A 12,891-nucleotide genomic window follows, 5' to 3' on the forward strand; every position below is an offset into this window, starting at 1 on the left:
TTAGCTGCGGCGCCGCGTCAGCCACGCACCAAGGCGCGTGTTCATGTCATCGCGCAGGTTCTCGTGGTGGATTTCCTCCACTGCTTCGGCCAGAAACGCGAGCGTGAGCATATCTGTCGCCTCTGCCATCGGCACCCCACGTGAGCGTAGGTAATACAGCGCTTCCTCGTCAATCGCACCAGAGGTCGAGCCGTGGCTACAGGCCACATCATCGGCATAGATCTCAAGCTCGGGCTTGACCAAGAACTGGCTGTCGCCATCAAGCAGCAAGGACTGGCTGATCTGGTAGCCATCAGTCTTTTGCGCGCCTGCTTTTACAAGGATTTTACCCTGAAATACGCCTGTCGCCCCGTTGCGCAGCACTTTTTTGAAAACCTGACGGCTTTCGCAATTTACTGCATCATGGGTGATGAACACCGTGTCGTCATGGTGGAAATCACCATCGCCGACACAGGCCCCTGCAACATGCGCGATAGCATCGTCGCCGGTCAGCTCGATCACGCAGTCATTGCGGGTCAGCTGACCGTTCATGGTCATCGTGAAGGAACGGAAAGCGGATTCTTTGCCCAAGCGGGCAAAAATATGGGTCGCGGCGCGACGGTCATGATCGCGGCCTTGCGCACGGATGTGGTGGAAAGAAGCGGTATCAGCCACTTCGACTTCCAACACATTGTTAAACCGCGCAGCAGCCGGACCATTTTCCAACAGCGTCATCTCTGCACCTGCGTCCAGCTTGACACAGTGGTGTAAGATCGCATCAGAAGCATCTGATACATGGCTATAAACCAGACTTACAGGTTTGCTTGGCTTGCCCGTGACGTGGATCAAAATACCATCAGTTGCAAAGGCTGTATTGAGCGCGGCCAAGGGACGTTGCACAGGGTTCTGGCCCTGCTTTTCGAGCACACCATAAACCGATGTGGCCCAATGCAGATCACTTTCAGATGCGGCCAAACGCTCGATCGTGATGCCCTCGAGGCTCAGATCATCAGAGGCGTCAGCGTCAAACACACCGTCCACAAAAACGATCTTGAGCCGCTCGATGTCCTCAAAGATTTGCGCGTCCGAGACGGACATCGCGGCAGCCGCCGGCGCGTCTACTTGCGTCAATGTATCGGGGCGCGTGTATTTCCAATACTCGTCGCGGCGCTGGGGCAATCCCATGTCGCGCAGGCGAGACAGCGCATCCGTGCGCGCAGGCAAAGCCCATGTGCCCGTTGGCATCGACAGGGACGAAATCATCGCCTCTGTCGGATCTGTATTTACTGCTGCGTCCGCCATTACACCACCTCGGCCAAGATATCGGTGTAACCGTTGTTTTCAACTTCCAACGCCAGCTCGGGACCACCGGTTTTTACAATGCGGCCATTGGCCATGATATGCACGACATCGGGTTTAATGTGATCCAGCAAACGCTGATAGTGGGTGATCACAAGGAAACCGCGACCCTCGGAGCGCAGCGCATTCACGCCTTCGGCCACCAGCTTCATCGCATCCACGTCAAGGCCGGAATCTGTCTCGTCCAGGATGCACATCTTTGGCTCAAACATCGCCATCTGCAGAATTTCGTTGCGCTTTTTCTCACCGCCGGAGAAGCCCACGTTGACAGGGCGCTTCAACATATCGGCGTCAATTTTCAGCTCTTTTGCGCGTGCGCGTACAACTTTGAGGAACTCGGCAGCCGACATTTCTTCTTCGCCACGAGCCTTACGTTGCGCGTTAACGGCCGTGCGCAGGAAAGTCATGTTGCCCACGCCGGGGATTTCCACAGGGTATTGGAACGCAAGGAACAGACCAGCAGCGGCGCGCTCTTCAGGTTCCATATCCAAAAGGTCGACCCCTTCGAGCGTGGCAGAACCACCTGTTACCTCATAGCCGTCCTTACCGGACAGAACATAGGAAAGTGTCGATTTACCAGAGCCGTTCGGCCCCATGATCGCGTGCACTTTGCCCGCTTCGACTTCCAGATCAACGCCTTTGAGGATTTGCTTGTCTTCGTCTTCCAGATCGACCTGAAGGTTTTTGATGCTCAGCATGTGAGTGCTCCTTTGTATTCTATTCTTGCGCCAATGGCGCGGTGTGCAGGGGGCAGCGTTTAGGCTGCTGATTTAAGTCGGGCGGGGAAGGTTTCATGCAAAGCCGCACGGGCCGCTTCGATTTCTTCCCCATATTCGATGGGTGCGGATTTAACCGCTTTTGCTTGCGCGTAATCGCAGGGCGCAGACATGTCACGCCGCCCGATCGAGGCGGCATAGTCGTGATATTTGAGCCAGCTTTGGCCCTTTGGTTCGATCCAGGTGTTCGGCACTCCGTAAGCATCGGCGATGATCAACCCATGCAAAGACGAGGCAAACACATGGGCACAGGCAGCGATCTGCAAACAGACCTCGACAGGATCACCGCGCGGATCAATCAACAGATAGGCCGGATCTGATGCCACAAAGGCCAACAATGCCGGATCATCCATCAATGTATAATGCGGAACGACCCCGATACGGTCCGCACGGTCACCTTCGAACGGCAAAGCCTCATTGATCAAAAGCCCCGGATCACCGAAACGTTTATGTTCAAGTTTGAGCAGCGCCGCCGTAACAGGACCACGCAACAGCGCAACCTCGACGTTGTCTAAAAAATCGTGCCCGAAGACAGGATTAAGTAAACCCGTCCCCCAAACACAAAGCTTTTCGCCTGATTTGCGCGCTTCCTTGTGCGTGCGTTTCACCACCTGCATCACCGAGCCGATGGCGAACATATCAGCCTTACGGGGCCCCGAGTGTTCAACCTCACGACGCGCCACATGTCCCACGATCAACGGATTGATCGCATCGCCGAAATTCGGCTCTGCCTTCCACCAATGCAGGCGCAAGGGGCTGTTGTGGGACAGCGTGCTCATCTCTGAACACCTGTCGCAAAACCTGTGATGGCGGTTGTCATGATTTACGTCCCTTGATCCAACGGATGACCAAACCGATGACCAGATAGAACAGACCAAACAATAGCGCTGACAGCACTGCCTCAGGCCAGCCGTCGCCTGCCTCGACGCCAAAGCCAAAACCGAGGCTCAGCACCAGATAGACCGCTATAGCGACCGCTGTTTCCTTCAGCAGTTTGGACATCAGCCAACGGAACCTTCAAGAGAGATCGCCACAAGCGCTTGCGCTTCCATGGCAAATTCCATTGGCAAGGCTTGCAACACGTCCTTACAGAACCCGTTTACAACCAGCGCCACGGCTTCTTCCTCGTCCATGCCGCGCGAGCGGCAGTAGAAGAGCTGCTCGTCATCCACCTTGGATGTGGTCGCCTCATGCTCAACGCGGCTGCTGTTATTCTTGACCTCGATATACGGCACTGTGTGCGCACCGCATTTGTCGCCGATCAGAAGGCTGTCACATTGGGTATAGTTGCGGCTGTCCTTGGCTTTGGGGTGCATCGAAACCAGACCACGGTAGGTGTTCTGCGCCTTGCCCGCCGAGATGCCCTTGGACACGATGCGCGACTTGGTGCGCTTGCCAAGGTGTACCATTTTGGTGCCGGTATCGGCCTGCTGCATGTTGTTGGCGATGGCGATTGAATAGAATTCGCCCTGGCTGTCGTCGCCGCGCAGGATGCAGGACGGGTACTTCCACGTCACTGCAGAGCCGGTTTCGACCTGCGTCCACATCACCTTGGCACGGTCACCGCGGCAATCAGCGCGTTTGGTCACAAAATTATAAATGCCGCCCTTGCCGTCTTCGTCACCGGGGTACCAGTTTTGGACGGTGGAATATTTCACTTCGGCGTCTTCTTCGATGATGATTTCAACCACAGCAGCGTGCAGCTGGCTTTCATCGCGCTGCGGCGCGGTACAGCCCTCAAGGTAGCTCACGTATGAGCCTTTGTCGGCGATGATCAACGTCCGCTCGAACTGGCCAGTGTTTTCCGCGTTGATACGGAAGTAAGTGGACAGCTCCATCGGGCAACGCACACCTGGCGGCACGTATACAAACGACCCGTCCGAGAAGACAGCCGAGTTCAGCGTGGCATAGAAGTTATCCTGCACAGGCACGACCGAACCGAGGTATTTCTTGACCAGCTCAGGATGATCTTTGATCGCTTCCGAAATCGAGCAGAAAATCACGCCCGCTTTTTTCAACTCGTCCTGAAAGGTTGTCCCGACCGAGACAGAGTCGAATACCGCATCCACGGCCACGCGGCGCGGCTCATCGGACATCTCTTCGGCACCTTCGACGCCGGCCAGAATAGCCTGTTCTTTCAACGGGATACCGAGCTTTTTGTAAGTTTCCAAAAGCTTGGGATCTACTTCATCAAGCGACTTGGGCTTTACCGCCATGCTTTTGGGGCGCGCGTAATAATACTGTTGCTGGAAGTCGATCGTCGGATAATCCACCATCGCCCAATCCGGTTCGCGCATTTGCTGCCAGCGGGCATAGGCCCCAAGGCGCCATTCGGTCATCCACTCGGGCTCGTCATTCTTGGATGAGATCAGTTTGACGATATCCTCATCCAAACCCAGCGGCGCATATTCCATTTCGATGTCGGTGGACCAGCCATGTTTATAGGCGCCGCCAACCTCGCGCACTGCATCAACGGTTTCTTGATCAACACCGTCTTTTACTATCGTCGTATCCATCTTCTTTTCCTTTCGGGGGGCCGCTTCAGGCTGCCCGCTTTTGGTGTTTCTCAAAGGCGCTGCACCATGCATCGGTAAAGCGCATAATTTCATTTCTCGTCGTCTCAAGGCCAAGCGAAACGCGGATCGCGCTTGTGGCCTCCTCTTCTTCATATCCCATCGCCATCAAAACCTTGCTGGCCTTGACCTTTCCGCTTGAACAGGCGGAACCGGCCGAAACCGCAAAACCCGCGAGATCCATCTGCATGACTTGCGTTTCCCCCTTCCAACCCGGCGTCAGGATGCAAGAGGTGTTGGGCAGGCGGGCAACTTGGTTCCCGACAAAAATAGTCTGTTTAGAGGTAGAGGCAATAGTCTTTTCTAGAATTATTCTAAGTTCTTCAACTTCGCTCCATTTTCCCTCCGAAACATCCCGGTTCGCTGCTTCGGCAGCTGCGCCAAAACCCGCGATACCGATCACGTTTTCGGTGCCCGAGCGGCGGTTCATTTCCTGCCCACCGCCCAGCAGCATCGGCTCAGGATCGTCGGCAGTGAAATTGATCAGCGCGCCCACGCCTTTCGGGCCACCCATCTTGTGGGCCGAAAGAATTGCATAGCTTGGCGTGATTTCTTCGTAGATCACAGGCATCTTGCCAGCCATCTGGGTGATATCACACAGCGCGAAATAGCCCTCACCGCTGCCAGCAACGCGCAAGTTGGGGCGCATGATGCCCGTTTCGCTGTTGGCGGCGGACACAGCGATCAACCCCGTGCCCATATCGGATTCATGGCGGATCTGGTTACCATCCCCGTCATAAAGGCTCTGCAATGTGCGCCCGCTCCAGACACCTAAACAGTCATGTTCGGTCGGTAGAGCAGCAAAAGTCCCACGGTGTCGGCCTTTTTGCGCGACAGCGAGCGCTGCGGCTTCGGTAGCGCTTGAGGTGAAAATCACCTGCTGTGGTTTGCAGCCAACCAATTCAGCCACTTGCGCGCGCGCCCGCTCGACCAGCATCTTTGCTGCGCGCCCTTCGGCATGAACGGACGACGGGTTACCGACAATATCCATCGCGGCGATCATTGCCTCGCGTGCCTCGATGCGCAAAGGGGTCGTCGCATTGTAATCAAGATATATTCGGGCTTTGGCCATGGGGGCTTACTCGTCCACGACGGCAAATAGGTTCGGCACAGCCGGACAGGGCGACATCTGGTTGCTCACCACATCTGACAAACGCGTCTGGTGTAAAAACACATAGACATTCGCAGACAAGCCTTGCCACAGCCGGTTGGTCAAAGACTGTGCCCGACTGCCCGAAGCCCCACCAGACGCACCTGCACCCTTGTGCATCGCATCAACCGATTCATCTACCGCAGAGAGGATGTCGACCACTCGTATTTCCGATGTGGATTTGGCCAAACGGTACCCGCCACCGGGCCCGCGCACCGAAGTCACCAGCCCCGCGCGGCGCAGCTTGACAAACAGCTGTTCCAGATAGGGCAGCGAGACCGATTGCCGCTCAGCAATATCACCCAACGAGACAAGACAACCCTCGGGTTGAAGCGCGATATCGGTAAGGGCCACCATCGCATAGCGACCTTTCGTGGATAATTTCATGTCGCATCCTATCGATAAGGCAGGCTTTTGTTTGACCTTGGCGGTCGAAATGCCTACATCCCACTAGCGCGGGTCCGCGTCTGTGGATTCACATATATTAGAATTGTTCTAAGATGCCCAAGCGAATTCGTCAAGAATGTCGCGGCAATGTTTTGCTGGCCCTGAGAACTTAACAGAAAGTATTTGCATGCCCGAGGTGATTTTTCCCGGACCCGAAGGCCGCCTTGAAGGCCGCTACCACCCGCAAAAAGAACGCGATGCGCCAATTGCTATCGTTTTGCACCCCCATCCCCAGTTCGGCGGCACGATGAATCACAAGGTCGTGTACAACCTGCATTACGCATTCTACAAAATGGGTTTTACGGTTCTGCGGTTCAATTTCCGCGGCGTGGGCCGGTCTCAGGGTGAGTATGATCAAGGCATCGGCGAGCTGTCTGATGCGGCATCAGCCCTCGATTACCTGCAGTCGATGAACAATAACTCCAAACACTGCTGGGTTGCCGGTTTCTCCTTCGGGGCATGGATCGGTATGCAATTGTTGATGCGCCGCCCTGAAATCACGGGCTTTATCTCGGTTGCGCCGCCTGCGAACATGTATGACTTCAGCTTCCTCGCGCCCTGCCCCGCATCCGGTCTGGTGATCAACGGCACCGGCGACCGCGTGGCACCTCCTGCCGACACTGTAAATCTGGTCAACAAGCTGCATGAGCAAAAAGGCATCACCATCACCCACCAAGAGATTGAGGGTGCCGGTCACTTTTTTGAAGAGCCGCATATGGACACGATGATCAACTCCACAACCGAATACGTGCGCCGCCGCCTGACAGAGAACACACGCTAATGGCAGATGACGCCGTCACAAAAATGGCCAACCAACTGGCCGAAGAATGCCTTGCCGTTCAGAAAGAGACCGGCGAGGATCGGCTGTTCATGGAGGTCGGGTCAGTGATTGGTGCGTCTTCACAAACGCTCGAGGAAGCTTTTTTGACGGCCATCCGCACACGAATGGCCGAACAGAAAGGCCGCGCGTTTCTGGCGACAAAGCTGAAGAAGCACCGCGCCACCACAGGCGACTAGACGCATGGCGACGCTCAGCCAAGCTCCACGTGCAAAATTTTCGCGTACGATGGCTGAGCACATTGGACCCGCGCTCCTTGCGCGCGGGTTCTACGAGATAGGCTTTGTGGACACTAACGAACACTTTCTTGGACAAGACCGAACATTTTTCTACCGTATAAGTCAGACAGCTGTTGTGCGCATGAATGTTTGGGTGACCGATCTCGAAGCGCCAGCGCTTGTCGCGGATTGCACTGCACATAACGTCCCCGCCGCAGCCAGCAACTCTGATGCGGCGGCTTATGCCAACGATGACGTAAGTGATATGAATATGCAGGTCGCACGCGTGATCGATATACCACTCACCGATGACGACCAGAGACTTCCAAACGGGCTGCTTGCATTCGCTGCATTGTATCAGGTTATATTCTTGGTGCGGGCATTTATCGGGCCCTTCATCACTGCATTCAAAAATCAGGCAAATAAACGGCCGTCTGTACTGGCCGAACGTTTTCTGAACCAAATCCCTAAAATTGACGACTATCTAAGGAACGCCGCATGACCAATCGCCTTGAGCAACAAATCGCCTTTCTCAATGAGGCGGATAAGCTCAAGACAATCGTACGTGCGACCGAGCTTTGCGATAACTCCCGTTATGAAAACTCGGCTGAACACAGCTGGCACTTGACGCTTTACGCGCTTGTGCTGGCCGATCAGGCCGGACCGAATGTTGATATCAACCGCGTCATAAAAATGCTGATCCTGCATGATCTGGTAGAGATCGACGCGGGCGACAATCCGATCTTTGGGGAGGTCGATGTCGCCAAGATGGAAGCGCAGGAGCAAATTGCCGCTGACCGCATATTTGGCCTGCTGCCCGATGATCTGCGCGAAAGCCTACGCGCTATTTGGGAAGAATTCGAAGCAGCCGAGACAGCCTCGGCGCAATTTGCCAAATCGCTCGACCGTTTCCAGCCGCCCATGCAGAACCTGCAAGCCGGTGGTGGCAGCTGGACCGACTACAATGTGACTGAAAAACAGATCGAGACCCGTATCGGTGGTAAGATTGCTTTGGGCGCGCCCGCCTTGTGGGATTATGCCCGCACGCGGATTGCTGCTTTTTTCGCCGCAAAGCCCAAAGCATAAAATTGCCCCGGTATCCCCTGCCTCGCCGACTTTCCCTTGGGGCAAAATTGAGCTACACGATCAACGATATAGCCTAGCCAAAGGACACCTCCATGACAAAGATCAAGGTAGAGAACCCCATCGTCGAACTCGACGGGGATGAGATGACCCGCATCATGTGGGATTTCATCAAGAAAAAGCTGATCCTGCCCTATCTGGATGTGGATCTGAAATACTACGACCTTGGCATTCAGGCGCGCGATGATACGGATGACCAGATCACGATTGATTCCGCAGAAGCGATCAAAAAATATGGTGTCGGCGTTAAATGTGCGACCATCACGCCGGATGAAGCACGCGTCGAAGAATTCGGTCTCAAGAAGATGTGGCGTTCGCCCAACGGGACGATCCGCAACATTCTGGGCGGTGTGATCTTTCGCCAGCCGATCATTTGTAAAAACGTGCCCCGCCTTGTGCCCGGTTGGACCCGCCCCATCGTTGTGGGCCGCCATGCGTATGGCGACCAATACCGCGCCACCGATTTCAAATTCCCGGGCGCAGGCAAGCTGTCGATGAAATTCGTCGGCGAAGACGGCACCACGATTGAGCATGAGATTTTCGACGCGCCTGATTCCGGTGTGGTGATGGCAATGTATAACCTCGACAAATCCATCATCGACTTCGCGCGCGCCTCGCTCAACTATGGTCTGAACCTTGGCTGGCCTGTGTTCCTGAGCACGAAAAACACGATCCTCAAACAATATGACGGTCGTTTTCTCGAGCTGTTCCAGCATATTTACGAGACTGAATTCGAAGATAAATTCAAAGCAGCCGGCATTTATTACCAGCACCGCCTAATTGACGATATGGTTGCTTGCGCGATGAAGTGGAATGGCGGCTATGTCTGGGCCTGTAAGAACTATGACGGCGATGTGCAGTCGGACACTGTGGCACAGGGCTTTGGTTCGCTCGGGCTTATGACATCTGTGTTGATGACCCCCGATGGCCAAACGGTCGAGGCCGAAGCCGCACACGGCACGGTCACGCGGCACTACCGTCAGCATCAGGCGGGTGAGGAAACGTCGACCAACTCCATCGCCTCGATCTACGCATGGACCGGCGCGCTCAAACACCGCGGTAAGCTGGACGAAAACGCTGCCCTGACCAGTTTCGCCGAGACCTTGGAAAAGGTCGTTGTAGATACTGTAGAGGATGGCCACATGACCAAGGACCTCGCGCTTTTGGTTGGCCCAGATCAGGGTTGGCTGACGACGATGGGCTTTTTGGAAAAAGTCGACGAAAATCTCAACGCGGCTCTCAAGGGCTAATGACCAATACGGGGGCAGCATTGAATGCCCCCGTACCCCGCCATTTGCGGGTTTATTAAGCGGCAGTTCTGCGCAAATCGGTTTTTCCTCAACCGTCTGACAGAAAACAGCAAGTACCTCTTGGAAGGTCAGCAATATTGTCCTATCTGGCTTGATATGAAAAGCCATAAACCACCCCAAGACCACACCGCAATTGATGATGCCCAAGGGCTATCATTGGGCGTGTTCCTATGCAGCTTTGGTGTTTACCTGCTGACCTCTGCCGGTCTGATCACGGGTCAAACCGCGGGTGTGGCCGTAATCATCGCCTATTTGTCCGGTTATTCCTTTGGCGCGGTGTTTTTTGTTATAAACTTACCCTTTTATGCCATCGCGTGGCAGCGGCTGGGCACGGCATTCACCGTTAAATCATTGATTTCGGTCACGATGTTGTCGGTAATCACCGAAGTTATCCCGCTGGGCATCACCATTCAGACCATTCATCCCCTGTTTGCCGCCATCGCCTTTGGGGCGTTGGTCGGGCTGGGATTGCTCGCAATGTTCCGGCATAACGGCTCACTGGGCGGTTTCGGGGTGGTCGCGTTATTGGTCCAAGACAGCACCGGTTTTCGCGCAGGCTGGGTTCAGCTTATCTTTGATGTCATCGTCTTTGGTGCCGCGCTGTTTCTCTTTGAGCTTCCGATTGTCTTGTATTCAATTGTAGGGGCCATTGTGCTGAACCTGATCATTGCCATCAACCACCGTCGCGATCGCTATATTGCAGTATAACCTGACCAATCCGTGTAACCTATCACAGCTGCGGGTGATTGCGTTGCGGTTGAGGTCGTGGAAGAAAGATTGTGGGAATCGTTCCCCTCGTCGTAAAAGGTCGTCGCAATGCCTGTTTACCTGATCCTTGCCCTTGCTGTACTGGCCGAAACAATTGGCACAACGGCGCTTCAAGCAAGCCAACAATTTTCAAAGCCCCTGCCCTCAATTCTGGTCGTCGTGGCCTACGCAGTGTCATTCTATCTGTTGTCGGTCACCCTGCGCACAATGCCGGTCGGAATTGTATATGCCCTGTGGAGCGGGCTTGGCATTATTCTGATTGCCACCATCGGTTGGGTTGTTTTTGGTCAACGCCTGGATCTGCCCGCTATGATCGGTCTGCTGATGATCATCGGCGGGATCGCGGTAATTCATCTTTTTTCGGCAACATCTTCACATTAAACCGCCTCATTTACCGCAAACTGGTTTTTTGCTGGCCTTTGGCGCGGATGCACGGTAGAGGCCGCTCAACTCCCTGAGACAAGGTATACCCATGGAACTGCGCAACATCGCAATCATTGCACACGTTGACCACGGCAAGACGACGCTGGTGGACGAACTTCTGAAACAATCCGGTACGTACCGCGAAAACCAGGCGACAACCGAACGCGCCATGGACAGCAACGATCTGGAACGCGAACGCGGCATCACGATCTTTGCCAAGCCGACGTCGGTTGAATGGCAAGGCACGCGCATCAACATCGTTGACACCCCCGGCCACGCCGACTTTGGTGGCGAAGTTGAACGCATCCTGTCGATGGTCGACGGTGTGGTACTGTTGGTGGATGCCGCCGAAGGCCCGATGCCACAGACAAAATTCGTGACCTCCAAAGCACTGAAACTGGGCCTCAAGCCGATCGTTGTGATCAACAAGGTCGACAAACCCGATGGTGAGCCTGATCGCGCTTTGGACGAATGTTTTGATCTGTTCGCCAGCCTTGACGCAACAGACGAACAGCTTGATTTCCCGACCATGTACGCTTCTGGCCGCTCTGGCTGGGCTGATATGGAACTGGACGGCCCACGCAAAGATCTCTCTGCGCTGTTCGAACTGATCCTTGATCACGTGCCTGCCCCGAAACAGGTTGCCGAGGCTGACAAACCCTTTACCATGCTGGCAACCACATTGGGCGGCGATCCCTTCCTTGGCCGCCTGCTGACAGGCCGTGTTGAGACCGGCACGCTGAAAGCTGGCCAGACGATCAAAGCGATGTCGCGCGACGGCACATTGATCGAGAACTTCCGCTGCACCAAAATCCTCGCCTTCCGCGGGCTGGAGCAGACCGCCATCGACACAGCAGAAGCAGGCGACATTGTCTCCATCGCGGGCATGACCAAGGCAACGGTTGCCGATACGCTGGCCGATCAATCCGTCAACGACGCGATCCCTGCCCAGCCGATTGACCCGCCCACAATCACCGTAACATTCGGCATCAACGACAGCCCGCTGGCAGGCCGTGATGGCAAAAAGGTACAGTCTCGCGTTATCCGTGACCGCCTGATGAAAGAAGCCGAATCCAACGTAGCGATCAAAGTCACCGACAGCACCAATGGCGATTCATTCGAAGTTGCTGGCCGCGGCGAACTGCAGATGGGTGTTTTGATCGAAAACATGCGACGTGAAGGCTTCGAGCTGTCAATCTCGCGCCCTCAGGTTCTGTTCACCGAAATCGACGGTGTGCGCCATGAGCCGATCGAAGAAGCCACAATCGACGTGGATGATGAATACTCAGGCGCAGTAATCGAAAAGCTGACCGGTGTGCGTAAAGGCGAATTGGTAGAAATGAAGCCTGCCGGTGCTGGTAAAACGCGGATTGTGGCACATGTCCCCTCACGCGGTTTGATCGGCTATCATGGTGAATTCCTGACTGATACCCGTGGCACAGGCGTTTTGAACCGCGTGTTCCACGACTGGGCCCCGCACAAGGGCAAGATTCCGGGCCGTCGCGCCGGTGTTCTTATCTCCATGGAAAACGGCACGTCTGTTGCCTTTGCTCTGTGGAAGCTGGAAGACCGCGGCAAATTCTTCATCGGCGCGCAAACCGATGTGTATCAAGGTATGATCATCGGCGAACACAGCCGTGACAACGATCTCGAAGTGAACCCGCTGAAGGGTAAGCAGCTGACCAACGTCCGTGCCTCTGGTACTGACGAAGCCGTGCGTCTTACCACACCGGTCACCCTGAGCCTTGAAGAAGCGATTGCTTACATCGACGATGATGAGCTGGTTGAAGTGACACCGAACGCCGTGCGTCTGCGCAAGCGTTTCCTTGACCCGCATGAACGTAAGCGGATGTCGAAATCCGCTTAAAGGATTTGATATAGAATAGAAAAAGGCGCTCCGTATATGG

15 protein-coding genes are annotated in these 12,891 nt (G+C 55.0%); 8 read left to right on the plus strand and 7 right to left on the minus strand.

From position 1 onward, the window contains the following. Genes ABJM03_RS12520 through ABJM03_RS12550 form a run of 7 tightly spaced genes read right to left on the minus strand, consistent with a single transcriptional unit; the run spans nucleotide 1 to nucleotide 6,224 of the window. Complete coding sequence (locus tag ABJM03_RS12520; protein ID WP_348417979.1) at nucleotides 1-1,281, minus strand: SufD family Fe-S cluster assembly protein; 1,281 nt, start codon at nucleotides 1,279-1,281, stop codon at nucleotides 1-3. After that, nucleotides 1,281-2,036, minus strand: a complete 756-nt coding sequence (gene sufC, locus ABJM03_RS12525; protein WP_348417981.1) for a Fe-S cluster assembly ATPase SufC — start codon at nucleotides 2,034-2,036, stop codon at nucleotides 1,281-1,283. Before sufC ends, ABJM03_RS12520 begins: the two co-directional genes overlap by 1 nt. Nucleotides 2,037-2,095: 59 nt before the next feature. After that, nucleotides 2,096-2,893, minus strand: a complete 798-nt coding sequence (locus tag ABJM03_RS12530; protein WP_348417983.1) for a polysaccharide pyruvyl transferase family protein — start codon at nucleotides 2,891-2,893, stop codon at nucleotides 2,096-2,098. A gap of 37 nt (nucleotides 2,894-2,930) precedes the next feature. Continuing rightward, entirely contained in the window at nucleotides 2,931-3,116 is a 186-nt protein-coding gene (locus ABJM03_RS12535; protein ID WP_348417985.1) for a hypothetical protein, read from the minus strand. Further along, on the minus strand, nucleotides 3,116-4,630 hold the full coding sequence (sufB, locus tag ABJM03_RS12540; protein ID WP_348417987.1) for a Fe-S cluster assembly protein SufB: 1,515 nt from the start codon (nucleotides 4,628-4,630) through the stop codon (nucleotides 3,116-3,118). Before sufB ends, ABJM03_RS12535 begins: the two co-directional genes overlap by 1 nt. 25 nt (nucleotides 4,631-4,655) lie before the next feature. Beyond that, nucleotides 4,656-5,759, minus strand: a complete 1,104-nt coding sequence (locus ABJM03_RS12545; protein WP_348417989.1) for an aminotransferase class V-fold PLP-dependent enzyme — start codon at nucleotides 5,757-5,759, stop codon at nucleotides 4,656-4,658. A 6-nt stretch (nucleotides 5,760-5,765) separates the two neighbouring features. Beyond that, nucleotides 5,766-6,224 (minus strand): Rrf2 family transcriptional regulator, encoded by a 459-nt coding sequence (locus ABJM03_RS12550; protein ID WP_348417991.1) that lies wholly within the window; start codon nucleotides 6,222-6,224, stop codon nucleotides 5,766-5,768. Between the two features lie 187 nt (nucleotides 6,225-6,411). Here ABJM03_RS12550 and ABJM03_RS12555 point away from each other — a divergent pair, with 187 nt between their 5' ends. The 8 genes from ABJM03_RS12555 to typA all read left to right on the plus strand — a co-directional run bounded on the left by ABJM03_RS12555 (nucleotide 6,412) and on the right by typA (nucleotide 12,851). Further along, nucleotides 6,412-7,065: an alpha/beta hydrolase gene (locus ABJM03_RS12555; protein ID WP_348417993.1), complete on the plus strand. Its 654-nt coding sequence runs from the start codon at nucleotides 6,412-6,414 to the stop codon at nucleotides 7,063-7,065. Further along, a complete protein-coding gene (locus ABJM03_RS12560; protein ID WP_348417995.1) occupies nucleotides 7,065-7,301 on the plus strand; it encodes a hypothetical protein in 237 nt (78 codons plus the stop codon). The genes ABJM03_RS12555 and ABJM03_RS12560 overlap by 1 nt, the downstream gene beginning before the upstream one ends. Before the next feature lie 4 nt (nucleotides 7,302-7,305). Further along, nucleotides 7,306-7,842, plus strand: a complete 537-nt coding sequence (locus ABJM03_RS12565; RefSeq protein WP_348417997.1) for a hypothetical protein — start codon at nucleotides 7,306-7,308, stop codon at nucleotides 7,840-7,842. Continuing rightward, entirely contained in the window at nucleotides 7,839-8,426 is a 588-nt protein-coding gene (locus tag ABJM03_RS12570) for an HD domain-containing protein (RefSeq protein WP_348417999.1), read from the plus strand. Before ABJM03_RS12565 ends, ABJM03_RS12570 begins: the two co-directional genes overlap by 4 nt. A gap of 92 nt (nucleotides 8,427-8,518) precedes the next feature. Continuing rightward, a complete protein-coding gene (locus ABJM03_RS12575; protein WP_348418001.1) occupies nucleotides 8,519-9,733 on the plus strand; it encodes an NADP-dependent isocitrate dehydrogenase in 1,215 nt (404 codons plus the stop codon). Nucleotides 9,734-9,889: 156 nt separating this feature from the next. Next, on the plus strand, nucleotides 9,890-10,501 hold the full coding sequence (locus tag ABJM03_RS12580; RefSeq protein ID WP_348418002.1) for a YitT family protein: 612 nt from the start codon (nucleotides 9,890-9,892) through the stop codon (nucleotides 10,499-10,501). Between the two features lie 108 nt (nucleotides 10,502-10,609). Further along, nucleotides 10,610-10,942 carry an SMR family transporter gene (locus tag ABJM03_RS12585; RefSeq protein WP_348418005.1) on the plus strand — a complete coding sequence of 111 codons (333 nt, stop codon included), beginning with the start codon at nucleotides 10,610-10,612 and terminating at the stop codon, nucleotides 10,940-10,942. Between the two features lie 91 nt (nucleotides 10,943-11,033). After that, a complete protein-coding gene (typA, locus tag ABJM03_RS12590; protein WP_348418007.1) occupies nucleotides 11,034-12,851 on the plus strand; it encodes a translational GTPase TypA in 1,818 nt (605 codons plus the stop codon). The last annotated feature ends 40 nt before the right edge of the window (nucleotides 12,852-12,891 follow it).

Source organism: Sulfitobacter sp., from assembly GCF_039977885.1.
GTDB lineage: Bacteria > Pseudomonadota > Alphaproteobacteria > Rhodobacterales > Rhodobacteraceae > Sulfitobacter.

Excerpts from the sequence above, each read along its gene's own strand:
- ABJM03_RS12550 (WP_348417991.1), bottom strand. The coding sequence starts at position 6,224 with ATGAAATTATCCACGAAAGGTCGCTATGCGATGGTGGCCCTTACCGAT.
- typA (WP_348418007.1), top strand. The coding sequence starts at position 11,034 with ATGGAACTGCGCAACATCGCAATCATTGCACACGTTGACCACGGCAAG.
- ABJM03_RS12585 (WP_348418005.1), top strand. The coding sequence starts at position 10,610 with ATGCCTGTTTACCTGATCCTTGCCCTTGCTGTACTGGCCGAAACAATT.
- sufC (WP_348417981.1), bottom strand. The coding sequence starts at position 2,036 with ATGCTGAGCATCAAAAACCTTCAGGTCGATCTGGAAGACGAAGACAAG.
- ABJM03_RS12560 (WP_348417995.1), top strand. The coding sequence starts at position 7,065 with ATGGCAGATGACGCCGTCACAAAAATGGCCAACCAACTGGCCGAAGAA.
- ABJM03_RS12555 (WP_348417993.1), top strand. The coding sequence starts at position 6,412 with ATGCCCGAGGTGATTTTTCCCGGACCCGAAGGCCGCCTTGAAGGCCGC.
- sufB (WP_348417987.1), bottom strand. The coding sequence starts at position 4,630 with ATGGATACGACGATAGTAAAAGACGGTGTTGATCAAGAAACCGTTGAT.
- ABJM03_RS12580 (WP_348418002.1), top strand. The coding sequence starts at position 9,890 with ATGAAAAGCCATAAACCACCCCAAGACCACACCGCAATTGATGATGCC.
- ABJM03_RS12565 (WP_348417997.1), top strand. The coding sequence starts at position 7,306 with ATGGCGACGCTCAGCCAAGCTCCACGTGCAAAATTTTCGCGTACGATG.
- ABJM03_RS12575 (WP_348418001.1), top strand. The coding sequence starts at position 8,519 with ATGACAAAGATCAAGGTAGAGAACCCCATCGTCGAACTCGACGGGGAT.
- ABJM03_RS12535 (WP_348417985.1), bottom strand. The coding sequence starts at position 3,116 with ATGTCCAAACTGCTGAAGGAAACAGCGGTCGCTATAGCGGTCTATCTG.
- ABJM03_RS12520 (WP_348417979.1), bottom strand. The coding sequence starts at position 1,281 with ATGGCGGACGCAGCAGTAAATACAGATCCGACAGAGGCGATGATTTCG.
- ABJM03_RS12530 (WP_348417983.1), bottom strand. The coding sequence starts at position 2,893 with ATGAGCACGCTGTCCCACAACAGCCCCTTGCGCCTGCATTGGTGGAAG.
- ABJM03_RS12570 (WP_348417999.1), top strand. The coding sequence starts at position 7,839 with ATGACCAATCGCCTTGAGCAACAAATCGCCTTTCTCAATGAGGCGGAT.
- ABJM03_RS12545 (WP_348417989.1), bottom strand. The coding sequence starts at position 5,759 with ATGGCCAAAGCCCGAATATATCTTGATTACAATGCGACGACCCCTTTG.